The sequence below is a fragment of the Spirillospora sp. NPDC052269 genome (assembly GCF_040679435.1).
Taxonomy (GTDB): Bacteria; Actinomycetota; Actinomycetes; order Streptosporangiales; family Streptosporangiaceae; genus Spirillospora.
The window spans coordinates 202693-217501 of sequence record NZ_JBFAUU010000004.1 but is presented as its reverse complement, the minus strand read 5'-3'; the positions used below and the strand labels follow the sequence as shown (position 1 = coordinate 217501).

Annotated in this window: 14 protein-coding genes; 10 read left to right on the top strand and 4 right to left on the bottom strand. The window is 68.4% G+C overall.

Going from position 1 to position 14809, the window contains the following annotated elements; genetic code table 11:
* Positions 1-79: 79 nt before the first annotated feature.
* Positions 80-574, bottom strand: coding sequence for an ATP-binding protein (locus AB0L06_RS09990; protein ID WP_500230587.1), 495 nt, complete (start codon positions 572-574; stop codon positions 80-82).
* A gap of 152 nt (positions 575-726) precedes the next feature.
* On the opposite strand from AB0L06_RS09990, the gene AB0L06_RS09985 reads away from it, so the two are divergent.
* A complete protein-coding gene (locus AB0L06_RS09985; RefSeq protein WP_500230586.1) occupies positions 727-2055 on the top strand; it encodes an NsdA family TPR-like regulatory protein in 1329 nt (442 codons plus the stop codon).
* On the opposite strand, the gene cutA is transcribed toward AB0L06_RS09985, so the two are convergent.
* A complete protein-coding gene (gene cutA / locus AB0L06_RS09980; RefSeq protein ID WP_500230585.1) occupies positions 2021-2353 on the bottom strand; it encodes a divalent-cation tolerance protein CutA in 333 nt (110 codons plus the stop codon). The genes AB0L06_RS09985 and cutA overlap by 35 nt on opposite strands.
* A gap of 363 nt (positions 2354-2716) precedes the next feature.
* Between cutA and AB0L06_RS09975 the strand changes: the two genes are divergently transcribed.
* Both AB0L06_RS09975 and AB0L06_RS09970 read left to right on the top strand, forming a co-directional pair.
* Positions 2717-3571 (top strand): radical SAM/SPASM domain-containing protein, encoded by an 855-nt coding sequence (locus AB0L06_RS09975; RefSeq protein ID WP_500230584.1) that lies wholly within the window; start codon positions 2717-2719, stop codon positions 3569-3571.
* Positions 3572-3692: 121 nt separating this feature from the next.
* Positions 3693-4397 carry a protein kinase family protein gene (locus AB0L06_RS09970; RefSeq protein WP_500230583.1) on the top strand — a complete coding sequence of 235 codons (705 nt, stop codon included), beginning with the start codon at positions 3693-3695 and terminating at the stop codon, positions 4395-4397.
* A gap of 132 nt (positions 4398-4529) precedes the next feature.
* On the opposite strand, the gene AB0L06_RS09965 is transcribed toward AB0L06_RS09970, so the two are convergent.
* Positions 4530-5720 carry a lipid-transfer protein gene (locus tag AB0L06_RS09965; protein ID WP_500230582.1) on the bottom strand — a complete coding sequence of 397 codons (1191 nt, stop codon included), beginning with the start codon at positions 5718-5720 and terminating at the stop codon, positions 4530-4532.
* A gap of 114 nt (positions 5721-5834) precedes the next feature.
* Here AB0L06_RS09965 and AB0L06_RS09960 point away from each other — a divergent pair, with 114 nt between their 5' ends.
* The 7 genes from AB0L06_RS09960 to AB0L06_RS09930 all read left to right on the top strand — a co-directional run bounded on the left by AB0L06_RS09960 (position 5835) and on the right by AB0L06_RS09930 (position 13935).
* Positions 5835-7430, top strand: a complete 1596-nt coding sequence (locus tag AB0L06_RS09960) for an acyl-CoA synthetase (RefSeq protein WP_500230581.1) — start codon at positions 5835-5837, stop codon at positions 7428-7430.
* 11 nt (positions 7431-7441) lie between these two features.
* Positions 7442-8281 (top strand): MaoC/PaaZ C-terminal domain-containing protein, encoded by an 840-nt coding sequence (locus AB0L06_RS09955; RefSeq protein ID WP_500230580.1) that lies wholly within the window; start codon positions 7442-7444, stop codon positions 8279-8281.
* A 51-nt stretch (positions 8282-8332) separates the two neighbouring features.
* Positions 8333-9241, top strand: coding sequence for a hypothetical protein (locus AB0L06_RS09950; protein ID WP_500230579.1), 909 nt, complete (start codon positions 8333-8335; stop codon positions 9239-9241).
* Positions 9242-9348: 107 nt separating this feature from the next.
* Complete coding sequence (locus AB0L06_RS09945; protein WP_500230578.1) at positions 9349-10215, top strand: hypothetical protein; 867 nt, start codon at positions 9349-9351, stop codon at positions 10213-10215.
* Between the two features lie 94 nt (positions 10216-10309).
* Positions 10310-11194 (top strand): hypothetical protein, encoded by an 885-nt coding sequence (locus AB0L06_RS09940; RefSeq protein WP_500230577.1) that lies wholly within the window; start codon positions 10310-10312, stop codon positions 11192-11194.
* A 2-nt stretch (positions 11195-11196) separates the two neighbouring features.
* Complete coding sequence (locus AB0L06_RS09935; RefSeq protein WP_500230576.1) at positions 11197-13005, top strand: hypothetical protein; 1809 nt, start codon at positions 11197-11199, stop codon at positions 13003-13005.
* 51 nt (positions 13006-13056) lie between these two features.
* Positions 13057-13935: a hypothetical protein gene (locus tag AB0L06_RS09930; RefSeq protein ID WP_500230575.1), complete on the top strand. Its 879-nt coding sequence runs from the start codon at positions 13057-13059 to the stop codon at positions 13933-13935.
* Between the two features lie 71 nt (positions 13936-14006).
* On the opposite strand, the gene sigE is transcribed toward AB0L06_RS09930, so the two are convergent.
* Entirely contained in the window at positions 14007-14585 is a 579-nt protein-coding gene (sigE, locus tag AB0L06_RS09925) for an RNA polymerase sigma factor SigE (protein ID WP_500230574.1), read from the bottom strand.
* Between the last annotated feature and the right edge of the window lie 224 nt (positions 14586-14809).

Genomic DNA, 14809 nt, shown 5'->3' with positions numbered 1-14809 from the left:
AGGTGGGGCCTCGTCGTGCGGGGTTGCTTATGCTGAGGCCTCGAGGGGCCAGCCTGGTTGGATCAGGCTGGGCCCTCCCTTATGAGACCAACAGGGCGGGTGCCGGGGACACGCTCTCCAGAGACGCATCCAGATCCAGGTCGACCCAGACCGTGTGGCCGAAGTCGCTGTTGCCGTGGACGCCGAGGGCGATCGCGAGCTCGTACAGCATCCGCAGACCGCGCCCGCTCTCGGTGGCTGAGTTGCAGTTCTCCTCGGGCAGGACGGTCGGGATGCCGTGCCCGCCCATGTCGGTCACAGCGACGTAGACGGGGTTGGCGTGGACGAGCTCGAGCCCGAACCAACCACCTTCGCCTTCTCCCGAACGCGAGTGCCGAACCGCGTTGGCAGCCAGCTCACTGACCGCCAACGTGACCACGTCCACGCACGGAGCCTCGGCGAACATCGCCTCAGCGAGCTTGCGCGCCGCCGTGACCTGATCCGCGCGGCCCGCATACACCCGCCGCCACCGCATCTGCGGCGGCGACCACAGCCAATCGGCGGCCGCGCCGCCGGACCACTTTCCGTTCTTCACCTTTGTGTACCTCCTGGGTCGCCGTCGACTGCCGGGATCCGTCAGTGCCGATTCGGTCACTCACAGCGAACACCTGCGGAACAGGGATGTCAGGAGGAAACTGGAGGAGGTGGCAGGAGGACCCGCAGGTGGCAGCATTTGAGGACCTCACAATGAGCGAAGATGACGCCAGGCCTGCATGGGCCAGGGAGATTCGCGAACGGCGACTACGGGTGTGCTGGTCGCAGAATGACCTTGCTCGTGAGCTGGAGCGCGTCGCCGACGAAAGGACGCGGGCCCAGCTCCCGGCCCGTAGCTCGATCATTCGGGAGATCCGGTTCCACGAATCGGGACAACACCGGCCGGGCCCCGTTTACGCCGAGCTGTACCGACGAGTCTGGGGACGCCAACCCGAAGCAGGTGACGTTCCAGACTCCGAACTGCCCGGCGACCACCTCTCCCTGGCCTGGGCGGTTGGGAGGTTGAACCAGCGCATGGAACGCCGGACTCTCTTGCAGTTGGCCACGACCACGGCCGTCGGGGCCGCTCTTGATCCCATGCAGCGGCTGATGAAGGCGTTGTCGGGTCAGCACCGTCCAGACGACATGACGATCGCGCACCTCGAAGCACGAACGCGCGGGTTCCATCGCCTTGAGGAGCATTACCCGGCCAAGGCCCTCTACCCGTCGCTTCTCGTCCACCTCAACGAGATCAGCGCCCTGTTGGAGAGCGGACTTCCTGAGCTGCAGCGCCGACGCCTCGCCAGCAGCGCGGGCGAGAGCGCCATCCTCGCGTCGTGGTTCGCCTGGGAGATGAAGGACCCACGCCAGGCCGCAGCGAGCGCCCAACTCGCCAATATGGCCGCGAGACGGGCCGGAGACGATGCCGTGGCGGCATGCATGACCGGCTACCGCACCTACATGACGGGCGGCAAAGGCGACCGCAGCGCCCGACTCGCCTTGAACGCCCTTGAGCGCCTCGGTGATGCGGATCCCGCAACCCGGGCCTGGCTTCTCGCACGGCACGCTGAGGAGACGGCACTACTCGGTGACAAGGCCGCCGCTCTGAGCTCGATCCGCGAGGCCGAAGACGTCTACGCCGCCGCTGACCCCAACACGCGACCCTGGACGTTCTTCCTCGACCCAGCCCGCTTCGCGTCCATGAGCCTGACCGTCTACTCCCGGCTACGCCGCGAGGACGACACGATCAAGGCGATGGACGACATCAACGTCCATCTGGGGCCGGCGACCGAGGTCAAGAAGCTCTGCGTGGTGAACGCTGAGCTCGCGCTCGGCCGCTATCGCCTGGGCGACGTGGGAGAGGCGGTCACGTTCGCGCGGTCGGCGTTGGACGCCACGACGGCGATGAGTGCTCCACTCGGCTGGGAACGGCTCGACCACGTCGCGGCGGAGCTCGGCCCCTCCCGGACCAGGACGGCCCGGGATTTCCGTGACGAGTATGCGGCGGTCAGGCCGAAGGCTGCTCAGCCGTCTGTTCTTTGATCCAGCCGAGGTAGTCCGACAGGCCTCCTTCGATCGGCACGGCCACGATCTCCGGCACGTCATAGGAGTGGGCGTCCTTGACGACCCTCACCAGGTCGTCCAGGCGGTCCTTGGTGGTCTTCATGAGGATCAGGTACTCCTCGTCGTGCTGGATCTCGCCCTCCCACCAGTAGGTGGACGCGATCGGGCCGCTGATCTGGCCGCAGGCGGCCACCCGGCTCTCGACGGCCGTTTTGACGATCTTCTCTGCCTCGTCGCGGGTTCCGGCGGTCACGTGGACCTCAAGGGGAAGCGTCATGGCACCGAGAGTACGCCGCGCGCCTCCCGCGGAACGATCACCTCCTCTCGTCTCCTCTTGGCGTGCTTCGAGCCACGGATTTCACTGGGTGTCAGCTCTCATGCACCCGTCGTAGTGCCAGCAGCATTCAACGCCCCCTCCGGACGGTGAGACGTCCGGGCATCCGTAAGAGGACCTCCCACATGCCAGTCAGTCCTTCTGTCCTGTTCGGGGGCCACCGCAGCAAGTGGAAGGAGCAGCCCATGAACGGCTCGTGTGAGGCGTGTCGTCAGGAGTGCACGGGGCCAGGTAGCTGCCCGTGCCACTGCCACAACCAGTAGACGCCCCCGGCGCTGCGACAACGGCCTCTCAGAAGGAGTCACGTTGACCGAACTGTTCGAACCGACCACGGCACAGCTCGACAGGCTGTGGCTCGACCTGACACGCAGATGCCAGCTCGCCTGCGTCCACTGTCTCAACGACTCCAGCAGGGACGGGGACCATGGCGACATGACCAGGGAGGACTGGTTCGAGGCCATCGATCAGGCCACCGAGATGGGCGTCCGCACCGTGCAGCTCTTCGGCGGGGAACCCACCCTGCACCCGCACGCGGCCGAGTTGGCTCGCCGCGTGCTGAAGCGCGGCTTGGAGCTGGAGATCTACACCAACATGGTGGCCGTTCACGGCCCCTGGTGGGAGCTCTTCGGGCACCCGAACGTGACGGTGCTGACCTCGTACTACTCCGCCGACCCGGTCCAGCACGAACTGATCACCGGGAAGCGGACGCACAGGCTGACGCACACCAACATCCGCAAGGCCGTCGAACTCGGAGTGCGTCTCAAGGTCGGGATCGTGGAAGTCAACGTCGACCAGGACGCACCCGCAGCCCAGCGGGAACTGGAGGAGCTGGGCGTCACCGCGATCAACGTCGACCGAACCCGTGAGTTCGGGCGTGGTCGCGCGGAGAGCACCCCCGACATGGCTAACCTGTGCGGCACCTGCGGGAACGGCCGACATGCCAGCGTGAGCCCCACGGGTCAGGTTTCCGCCTGCGTGTTCTCCACCGAGTGGAGCGTGGGAAACGTCCACCACCACAGCCTTGCCAGGATCCTCGGCGGTGAGTCTTTCCAGCGGCTCACCGCCGAGATCCGAAACGCATCCGAGCGGAATGGTCCGTGTGACCCTGACGTGGAGTGCAACCCCGGAACCCCTGGCAGCGAATGCAGCCCGAAAGCGTGACGGAGAGTAGATGAAGGACCTTCCCGGGCCGGACTTCACGGCTCTGATCAGCACCCACGTCGGCCAGGTCGAGGACATGCGTCGCACCACTAAGGGGAGCATGTCGGACCTGACCGCGATCGTGAACGCCGAGAACGGCCGATTCTTCGTCAAGGCGATACGAAACCGGCCGGGTGGACGTCGCGACTCCCTGGTCCGGGAAGGACTCATCAACGCTTTCGTCCGCTCTGTTACCCCCGACCTGCTGTGGGAGGCCGAGGACGACGAGTGGTTCGTCCTCGGATTCGAATACGCCGAGGCACGTCATGCCGACTTCTCGCCCGGTTCCTCGGACCTTCCGGTGGTGGTCGACCTGTTGGATCGAGTCACTGATCTGAGGACGCCAGAGATCGCTCGCGAGTGGCCGGAGACTCGGTGGGACAGGTTCGCGCCCTTTGAGGAGAGAGCCCTGTTCGCGGGTGAAGACCTGTTGCACACCGACATCCACCCCAACAACTTCCTCCTTGGGGACGACGGATGTTGGCTCGTGGACTGGGCTTGGCCGACAACCGGCGCCGGGTTCATCGACTCGGCTCTCCTGGTGGTTCAGCTGATCGCCACGGACCACACACCCGCTTCGGCCGAGTCCTGGGCATCTCGGTGCAGGGCCTGGCAGAAGGCGGTGCCCGCGGCGGTGGACGCCTTCGCCTCCGCGAACCTGCGGATGCTGCGGGCCAGCGCCGAGCGTTCTCCTGAGGCCACATGGCGCAAGGCGATGGCCGACGCCGCTCAGGCGTGGACTGACCACCGTGGACTGACCGTGGAGCCCCTCACCTTCGGAGCGTGACGGTGATCTCCAGGGCAAGCGGGCTGTGAGGCGATCTCATGCGGGGCCCGTGATGTCGGGATCGGAGGATCGCGGCCTGGGCCGCTGGGGGGCGGCCCGGACCGCTGGGGGGCGGCCCGGACCGCTGGGGGATCAGTGGGGTTGCTTGTAGAGGGTGACTACTGCGGCGCCGCCTAGGCCGATGTTGTGTTGGAGGGCGGCCGTCGCGTTCTCTACTTGGCGGGCTTCGGCTTTGCCTCGGAGTTGCCAGGTGAGTTCGGCGCACTGGGCCAGGCCGGTGGCGCCGAGGGGGTGGCCCTTGGAGATGAGGCCGCCGGACGGGTTGACGACCCAGCGGCCGCCGTAGGTGTTGTCGCCGCTGTCGACGAGCTTGCCGCCCTCGCCTTCGGCGGCGAGGCCGAGGGCTTCGTAGGTGATGAGCTCGTTGGTGCTGAAGCAGTCGTGCAGCTCGATGACCTGGATGTCCGTGGCCGAGAGTTCCGCTTCGGCGTAGGCCCGCTGGGCCGCCAGCGCTGACATCTCGGCGCCGATGATCTTGATGGCGGACTGGGAGTCGAACGTGGCGCGGGTGTCGGTGACCATGGACTGGCCGGCGATCTCGACGGCGCGGTCCCAGAGGTCGTGCTCGTCCACGAAGCGCTCGGACGCGATGACCGCGGCGCCCGAGCCGTCCGAGGTCGGGGAGCACTGGAGCTTGGTCAGCGGGTCGTAGACCATGCGGGCGGACGTGATGTCGTCGAGCGAGTACTCGTCCTGGAACTGGGCGTACGGGTTGTTGACCGAGTGCTTGTGGTTCTTCCAGCCGATCCGGGCGAACTGGTCGGCGGTCGTCCCGTACTTCTGCATGTGCTCGCGTCCGGCGGCGCCGAACATGTACGGCGCGATGGGCTCGCCGCCCCACTCGAACAGGGGGAACAATTCCTTCAGGTGGTTGAGCATGGGCTGCTCGCGGTCCTCGAAGGTGGAGCCGAGGGAGCCCTTCTGCATCTTCTCGAAGCCGAGGGCGAGGGCGCAGTCGACGACGCCCGACTTCACGGCCTGGCGGGCGAGGAAGAGCGCGGTCGAGCCGGTCGAGCAGTTGTTGTTGACGTTCACGACCGGGATGCCGGTGATGCCCAGTTCGTAGACGGCGCGCTGGCCGGACGTGGACTCGCCGTACACGTAGCCGACGTACGCCTGCTCGATCAGGTCGTAGGAGATCCCGGCGTCCTCGAGGGCCTTGGTCCCGGACTCGCGCGCCATGTCGGGGTAGTCCCACTCGCGGCTGCCGGGCTTCTCGAACTTGGTCATGCCGACGCCCACGACGAAGGTCCTGTCGGTCACGGTGCCCGCCTCTCCTCAGGATGGCTCGGACGCTAGGGCCTGTCTAAGAAACAGTCAAGCTTGTATGTTTCTATCCGGACCGCTTCGCCGCACCACCACCCGGAGGACGGACGGATGTCTCGCAGCTTCAACCTGGCCGACCTGTTCGAGATCGTCGCGGCGGCGGTGCCGGACAAGACCGCGCTCGTCTCCGGCGCGCGGAGGCTGACGTACCGGGAGCTGGACGAACGCGCGAACCGGTTCGCGCACCATCTGGCCGCGCAAGGCGTGGGTCCCGGCGACACGGTCTCGCTGCTCTCCTACAACCGCGCCGAGTGGCTGGAGGCGCAGATCGGCGTGTACAAGCTGCGCGCCGTCCCGGTGAACGTCAACTACCGGTACACCGCCGGCGAGCTCGCGCACGTGATCGGCGACTCGAACTCGGTCGCGCTGGTCGGTGAGCGGTCGCTGATCGCCCGGCTCGGCGACGCGCGCGGGAAACTGGCCGACCTGCGGCACGTCCTCGTCGTCGAGGACGGCTCGGACGACGCCCTCCCCGACGCCGTCGAGTACGAGGCCGCGCTCGCGGAGGCGTCACCCGCGGGCGACTTCGGCGAGCGGTCGGCCGACGACCTCTACCTGCTCTACACGGGCGGGACGACCGGCATGCCCAAGGGCGTGATGTGGCGGCACGAGGACATCTTCATGGCCGCCATGGGAGGCGGGAACGCCATGGGCGATCCCATCCCCACGCCCGAGACGCTGGCCGCGAAGGTCCTGGACGGCGGCCTGAACACGCTGGTCTGCGCGCCGCTGATGCACGGCGCGGGCATGTGGGTGGCCTGGGCCGCGCTGACCACCGGGTCAACGCTCGTCCTCTGGACGGGCCGCAGCTTCGACGCGGCGAAGGTGCTCGCCCTCGCGGCCGAGGAGAAGGCCGTCACGCTGAACGCGGTCGGGGACGTGATGCTCCGTCCGCTGACCACCGAGCTGGAGGCCCACCCCGGACGGCACGACCTGTCCGCGCTGCTCGTCCTCGCGACGGGCGGCGCGGTGACCTCGCCGGACGTCAAGGCGCGGCTGCACGAACTCGTCCCGTCGCTGCTGCTGATCCTCGACGCGTTCGGCGGCTCGGAGACGGGCGCGGCGGGGCAGGCGGCCGACCTGTCCGACGACGGGCACGCGCGGTTCGTGCCGCGCGCGGACGACACCGCCGTCCTGGACCACCTCCTGCGGCCCGTCCGGCCGGGCTCCGGGGAGATCGGCCAGCTCGCGCGGCGCGGGCACATCCCGCTCGGCTACTGGAACGACGAGGCCAAGACGGCGAAGACGTTCGTCACCGACGAGAACGGCGTGCGCTGGGCGCTCCAGGGCGACATGGCCCGGATCGACGCGGACGGCACGGTCGTGCTGCTCGGACGCGGCTCCCTGGTGATCAACACGGGCGGCGAGAAGGTGTTCGTGGAGGAGGTCGAGGCGGCGCTGAAGACGCACCCGGCCGTGTACGACGCGCTGGTCGTCGGCGTCCCGGACGAGCGGCTCGGCTCCCGCGTCGCCGCCGTCGTCTCGCTCGCGCCCGGCGCGTCCGCGACGCCCGACGAGCTGGTCGCGCACACCCGGACAACGCTCGCCGGATTCAAGGCGCCCCGCGACCTCAGGATCGTGGACGAGGTGCGGCGTTCGCCGGCCGGCAAGGCCGACTACCGCTGGGCCAAGGGCCTCTACCAGTAAGGAACCCCTCGATGACCGAAATGAACCAGGCCGAGCTGGGCGTCTGGAGCGCTCCGTTCGACTTCGCCGTCGACCGCGACCGGACGGTCGAGTACGCCGCCGCGACCAACGACCCGAACCCGCGGTACGTCTCGGGCGAGCTGGCCCCGCCGGTGTTCGCGATCGTCCCGGTGTTCGAGGGCATGATCGACCCGTTGTTCAAGGTCGTCCCGGACACCCTGATCCCGTTCGTCGTGCACGGCGAGCAGGACATGGTGTTCCACCGCCCGATCGAGCCCGGCATGAAGCTCGTCTCGCGGGCGAAGGTCACCGGGTACTCGTCCAAGGGCTCCGGGACGACGGTCTCGCTCAAGCTGGAGACCCGCGCGGACGACGGCGAACTGGTCAACGAGCAGTGGATGGTGTCGTTCTTCCGCGGCTTCCAGGCCGGGGAGACGGTCGGCGAGCAGGCCCCCGCGCACCGCTTCCCCGAGGAGTTGCGCGCCGCCGGGCCGGTCGCCGAGGTCACCCAGCACGTGGACGACGACCAGACGTTCCGCTACTCCAAGGCGTCCGGCGACCCGATGCCGATCCACCTGGACGAGGAGTTCGCGAAGAGCGCCGGCCTGCCCGGGATCATCGCGCACGGCCTGTGCACGATGGCGTTCACGTCCCGCGCGGTGATCGAGTCGGTGGCGGACGGCGACCCGGCCCGGCTGAAGCGCCTCGCGGTCCGCTTCTCCAAGGTCGTCCTCCCAGGTCAGGACGTCACGACCCGGATCTACGACCGCGGCGACGGGACGTTCGCGTTCGAGACCACGTCCAGTTCCGGCGATGTCGTCATCAAGGACGGCCTGGCCGAGATCGCCTGATCGTCCCGGTTCGGGGGCGGTCTGTCGGATCGTCCCCCTACGCTTCTCCGCGTGACGAAGATCGTTGACTATGGGGCGTTCGCGGAGCGGCTGAAGGCCGCGCCGAACCGCTGGGACCTGCTGCGCGAGTTCCAGGAAGAGTGGGGCTACGTGGTCAAGCCGGGCGCGGACCCCAGGGAACGCTGGCCCGAGGGAAGGTACGAGCGGTACCTGCTCGCACGGGGTGGAAAGACCGACACGGACGAGTTCGAGGGCGTCGACTTCGCCCTGCCCATCCCGGCGGCGCTGGACGAGTGGTGGGAGCTGCCGTACAACTCCTTCACCCCCGACTCCCAGCTCCACTGGGCGCACCCCTGGATGGGCACCGTGTACCCGCCGACCGCCTGGGCCGAGCCCGCCGAGGAGGGCGACATGGGCCCGATCCCGGACGACTCGGACCTGGTCCCGCCGGGCGCCGACCGCCGCGTCTGCGTGTTCATGACCGAGGGCGTGTACGCCGTCGAGTGGGGCTACCCGGCCGCCGAGGCGCACGAGCCCGACCCGCGCGTACTGGCCGCCGTCGGCTGGGACGAGAGGGAGTGGGTCCCCCAGGCGCGGTCGCTCTCGGAGTTCTTCCTCCAACTGGCCGTCCAGCGGCTGCCCATCGCGCTCGGCTGGTCGACGCAGATCTACGCCGAGGACGTCAGCCGCGACGACCTTCCCGAACTGGTCGCCAGGATCGAGGCCGAACTGCCGGCGCTCGGTTTCGAGCCGTGGCGTGAACTCGGCATGGACACGATCGTCCGCGGTGGCCCGGACGTGCTCGTCCACCTCGCCTACGGCGCGTGCGGCGGCTTCTTCCTCTCCGGCCGCACGCCCCAGGCCCTGCTCGCCCTGACCGCCCGCCTCGGCCTCGAACGCACCGAAGACGAGCTCGACGGTCCGGAGGACTACGAGCTCGACGCCCCGGAGGAGTCCTAGCCGTTCGAGACCCCGCTCGGCTCCGGCGATGTCGTCGGCCTGGCCGAGGTCGCCTGATCGCATCGGTTCGGGGGCGGTCTGTCGGACCGTCCCCCTACGATCTCCGCGTGGCTGAAATCGTTGACTATGGGACGTTCGCGGACCGCCTGAAGGCCGCGCCGAACCGCTGGGACGTGCTGCGCGAGTTCCAGGAGGAGTGGGGCTACGAGGTGAAGCCCGGCTCACCTCGTTGGGACCGCTGGTCCGAGGACGAGCACGAGGCGTACGTCCGCGCACTGCACGGCAAGCCGGACGAGGGCGGGTTCGAGGGCGTCGACCTCGCCCTGCCCATCCCCATCGCGCTGGACGAGTGGTGGGAGCTGCCCTTCAACTCGTTCACCCACGACGCGCAGCACTACGAGACGAACCCGGTGTACCCACCGACCGTGCGTCCTGACCCGTCCGGCTACGGCGTCGCGGGTGCCCTCCAGGACGACTCGGACCTGATCGCCCCGGACGCCGACCACCGTGTCGTCGTGTTCATGGCCGAGAACCAGTACTGCAACGAGTGGGGCTACCTCGCCGTCGAGGCGCACGAACCCGACCCGCGCGTGCTGGTCAGCGTCAGCAAGGACGAGTGGGCGCTCCAGGCCCGGTCGGTCTCGGAGTTCTTCCTCCAACTCGCCGTCCAGCGGCTGCCCCGCGTGCTCGGCTGGTCGGTGGATATCGAGGACGACGACGTCGTCGACGGCGACCTCGACGACCTGCTCGACCGCATCGAGGAGCGGATGCCGGAACTCGACTTCGAGCCCTGGGCCGAACTCCAGCAGGACACGATCGTCTACGGCGGCCCCGACGCGCTGGTCTACGTCGCCGACGGCGAACTCGGCGGCATCGCCATCGCCGGACGCACCCCCCAGGCCGTCCTCGACCAGGCCGGACGCCTTGGTCTCAACCTCGACGAGGACGACCTCTTCGAGCCCGGCGAGTACTAGGCCGTCCGGTTCCGTTGATGACGGTCTGAGCGAGATCAGCTGATCAATCCGTTTCGGGGGCGGTCTGTCGGATCGTCCCCTTACGCTTCTCCGCGTGGCGAAGATCGTTGACTATGGGGCGTTCGCGGAGCGGCTGAAGGCTGCGACGAACCGCTGGGACCTCCTGCGCGAGTTCCAGGAGGAGTGGGGCTACGCGGTGAAGCCGGGTTCGTCCCGCTGGACCCGCCGGCCCGAGGCCGAGCACGAGAAGGACGTGCTCGGCCCGAGCGGAGACACCGACACCGAGGACGCCGAACGCGCCCTGCCGATTCCGGCCACGCTGGACGAGTGGTGGGAGCTCCCCTTCAACTCGTTCACCCACAACCCCCGCCTCTACTGGGCGCACCTCGTGTACCCGCCGAGTGCCGCGTCCGAGCCGGACGGCGATGGCCACCTGGGCCCGATCCCGGACGACTCGGACCTGGTCGCGCCGGACGCCGACCACCGCGTCTGCGTGTTCATGTCCGAGTACCAGGCCTGCAACGAGTGGGGCTACCCGGCCGCCGACGCGCACGAGCCCGACCCGCGCGTACTGGTCGACGTCGCCGTCGGCGAGATCGAGGACGGGCTCGACGGCGAGTGGGTCCTCCAGGCGCGGTCGATCTCGGAGTTCTTCCTCCAGCTGGCCGTCCAGCGGTTGCCGCGCACGCTCGGCTGGTCGACGCAGATCTACGAGGAGGACGTCGTCGGCGATGACGACGGGGCCGAACTGGTCGCCAGGATCGAGGCGGAGCTGCCCGCGCTCGGCTTCGAGCCGTGGCAGGAGCTCGGCCAGGAGGGGATCGTCCGCGGCGGCCCGGACGTGCTCGTCCACCTCGCCAAGGGCGTCCACGGCGGCATCTTCCTCTCGGGCCGCACGCCTCAGGCCCTGCTCGACCTGGCCGCCCGTCTCGGCCTCGAACGCACCGAGGACGACCTCGAACCCCCGGAGGAGTACTAGGCGTGGCGAAGATCGTTGACTACGGGGCGTTCGCGGAGCGGCTGAAGTCCGCGACTTCCCGCTGGGACCTTCTGCGCGAGTTCCAGAGGGAGTGGGGCTACGCGATCGGGCCGGATTCGTTGCTCAAACTGGAGCGCTGGTCCGAGGACGGGTACAAGGAGTACCTGCTGGCACTGGACGGAAAGGTCGACGGGTACAGGGGTGTCGACCTCGCCCTGCCCATCCCGGCGGCGCTGGACGAGTGGTGGGAGCTGCCGTACAACTCCTTCATCCACGACGAACGCCTCTACGCGATGTTCGTCGAGTACCCGCCGACCGTGCATTCCATCCATGCGGACCTTGACGGCGTGGCCGTGGTCCCGATTCCGGACGACTCGGACCTGGTCGCGCCGGACGCCGATCACCGTGTCTGCGTGTTCATGATCGACATGGATGGCTGCAACGAGTGGGGCTACGCGGCCGCCGACGCGCACGAGTCCGACCCGCGCGTTCTGGTCCGCGTCCGCTCGGACGAGCGCCAGTGGGCCTTCCAGTCCCGGTCGATCTCGGAGTTCTTCCTCCAGCTGGCCGTCGATCGGCTGCCCACCGTGTTCGGCTGGTGTACGTCGATCCGCCCTGAAGACGTCGGCGACGACCGCATGGCCGAACTGGTCGCCAGGATCGAGGCCGAACTGCCCTCGCTCGGCTTCGAGCCGTGGCGCGAACTCGGTCGGGAGGGAACCGTCCGCGGCGGCCCGGACGTGCTCGTCAAGATCGTCAAGAACATCAACGGCCAAAGGATCCACTTCACGGGCCGCACGCCCGAGGCCGTGATCGATCTGTTCGCTCGTCTCGGCATGAGATGCACCGAGAACGAGCTTCGCGCCCCGTGGGAGCTTGGCATGGGGGAGGTCGTTGACTATGGGGCGTTCGCGGAGCGGCTGAACTCCGCGACCTCCCGCTGGGACCTTCTGCGTGAGTTCCAGGAGGAGTGGGGCTACGCGGTCGAGCCGGGTTCGTCCCCCGAAATGGAGCGCTGGTCCGAGGACGAGCACAACGAGTACCTGCTGGCACTGGACGGAAAGACGGACGGGTACAGGGGCGTCGACCTCACCCTGCCCGTCCCGGCGGCGTTGGACGAGTGGTGGGAGCTGCCGTTCAACTCCTTGACCCGCGAATCCCGCCTCTACTGCGCGAACCCTGTGTATCCGCCGACCGTGCGGCCCGAGCAGGCCGGCTACGACGCCGTGGGCCCGATCCCGGACGACTCGGACCTGGTCCCGCTGGACGCCGACCATCGCGTCTGCGTGTTCATGATCGACGAAGACCGCTGCACCTCTTGGGGTTACCCGGCCGCCGACGCGCACGAGCCTGACCCGCGCGTGCTGGCCAGCGTCAGCGAGGACGAGGGTCGGTGGGCCCTCCAGGCCCGGTCGATCTCGGAGTTCTTCCTCCAACTGGCCGTCCACCGGCTGTCCAGTGAGGTCGGCTGGGGGATAGGGATCCACCAGAAGGACTTCACGGGCGACGGCGACATGGCCGAACTGGTCGCCAGGATCGAGGCCGAACTGCCGGCACTCGGCTTCGAGCCGTGGCACGAATCCGGTCGCGCCGGGACCGTCCGCGGCGGCCCGGACGTGCTCGCCCGCCTTCCCAAGAACCCCCGCCAGGGCATCCTCCTCTCGGGCCGCACGGCTGAGGCCCTGAGTGACCTGTCCACCCGTCTCGGCCTCGAAAGCACCGAGGACGGGCTCAGGCTTTCGGAGGATTACCAGGCGTCCGAGAGCATGTCCGGTTCCGGTGATGTCGACGGCTTGGCCGATATCGGCTGATCGCACGATTTCAGGGGTGGTCTGTCAGACCGTCTTCCTACGCTTTCCCACGTGGCGAAGATCGTTGACTATGGGACGTTCGCGGACCGTCTGAAGGCCGCGCCGAACCGCTGGGACGTGCTGCGCGAGTTCCACGAGGAGTGGGGCTACGAGGTGAAACCGGGCTCGTCCCCCTGGGAGCGCTGGTCTGAGGACGAGCACAAGAAGTACGTGTGGGCACTGACCGGAAACGGCGACGCCGACGACGAGTTCGAGGGCGTCGACTTCGCCCTGCCCATCCCGGTCGCGCTGGACGAGTGGTGGGAGCTTCCCTTCAACTCGTTCACGCACGACGCGCGGTACTACGAGACGAACCCGGAGTACCCGCCGACCGTGCGGCCCGACCCGTCCGGGTACGGTGTCGCGGGCCCGCTGCCGGACGACTCGGACTTCGTCGCGCCGGACGCCGACCACCGCGTCGTCGTGTTCATGGCCGAGAACCAGTACTGCAACGAGTGGGGATATCTCGCCGTCGAGGCGAACGAACCCGACCCGCGCGTGCTGGTCAGCGTCAGCAGGGACAAGTGGGCGCTCCAGGCCCGGTCGGTCTCGGAGTTCTTCCTCCAACTGACCGTTGAGCGGCTGCCTTTCGAGTTCGGTTGGAGGGCGCACTTCTTCGGCGACAAGGACGTCGAAGGCTCTGAGCTGGACGACCTTGACGGCCTGATCGCCCGGATCCAGGAGCGGATGCCGGAACTGGGCTTCGAGCCCTGGGCAGAGCTCCAGGTGAACGAGATCGTCTACGGCGGGCCGGACGTGCTGGCCTATGTGGGCGACGGCGACATCACCGTCTCCTTCATCGGCCGCACGAGCCAGGCCGTCCTGGACCTGGCCGAACGCCTGGGCGTCAAGCTCACCGCGGAAGACCTGGAAGCACCCGCCGAGCACTGACGGCGAAAAGGTTTGAGCCGTGCGGGACGCTGCTCCGCACGGCTCAAGTACATGACCCTTTTGGAAGGAACTCAGGGCGCGGTCGTCACGCACTCCTGTGAGGGAGCCGGGGCGGCGGGCGCGGTCGGGCGGCGGTGTTCGAGGGCGACGCGCAGTTGCGCGCGGCCACGGTGGATGCGGCTGCGGACGGTGCCGAGCTTGACCCCGAGGGAGGCCGCGATCTCCTCGTAGGTGAGGCCCTCGATGTCGCAGAGCACCACGGCGGCCCGGTACTCGGGCGCGAGCGAGTCGAGCGCGGTCTGGATGTCGGCGTCCAGGTGCCGGTCATCATAGGTCTGCGCGGGCGACAGCTCGCGGCCCTCGAGGCGCTCGTCGGCGTCCTCGGCGAGGGCGTCGAAGCGGATGCGCTGCTTGCGGCGCGCCCGGTCGAGGAACAGGTTGGTGGTGATGCGGTGGAGCCAGCCCTCGAACGTGCCCGGCGTGTAGGACGACAGGGACCTGAACACCCGGACGAACACGTCCTGGGTGAGGTCCTCCGCGTCGTGCCGGTTTCCGGTCAGGCGGTACGCCAACCTGAACACCCTTGTGGAGTGCTGGTCGACGATCTCCTCCCAGGTCGGAGGCGTCCACGCCACTGCGCCTGCGCTCACCGCTACCCCCGTCTGATACGTAATCGTTACGGCACAGCATGCCCGTCGCGGGATAAGAGCGGTGTAAGAACGCGGAGCCCCCTGTGGCCGGGACTTTGCGATCCGCGGCCGGGCGCCGCCGCCGCGTTCGGAAAACAGCCGTCCGACCTGGGCTTTTGCCCTTCAGGTCGGTTCCGGGTCGTCCCTTTGGACAGAGTTCCCTCTGTGACCCATCTCATTGGACG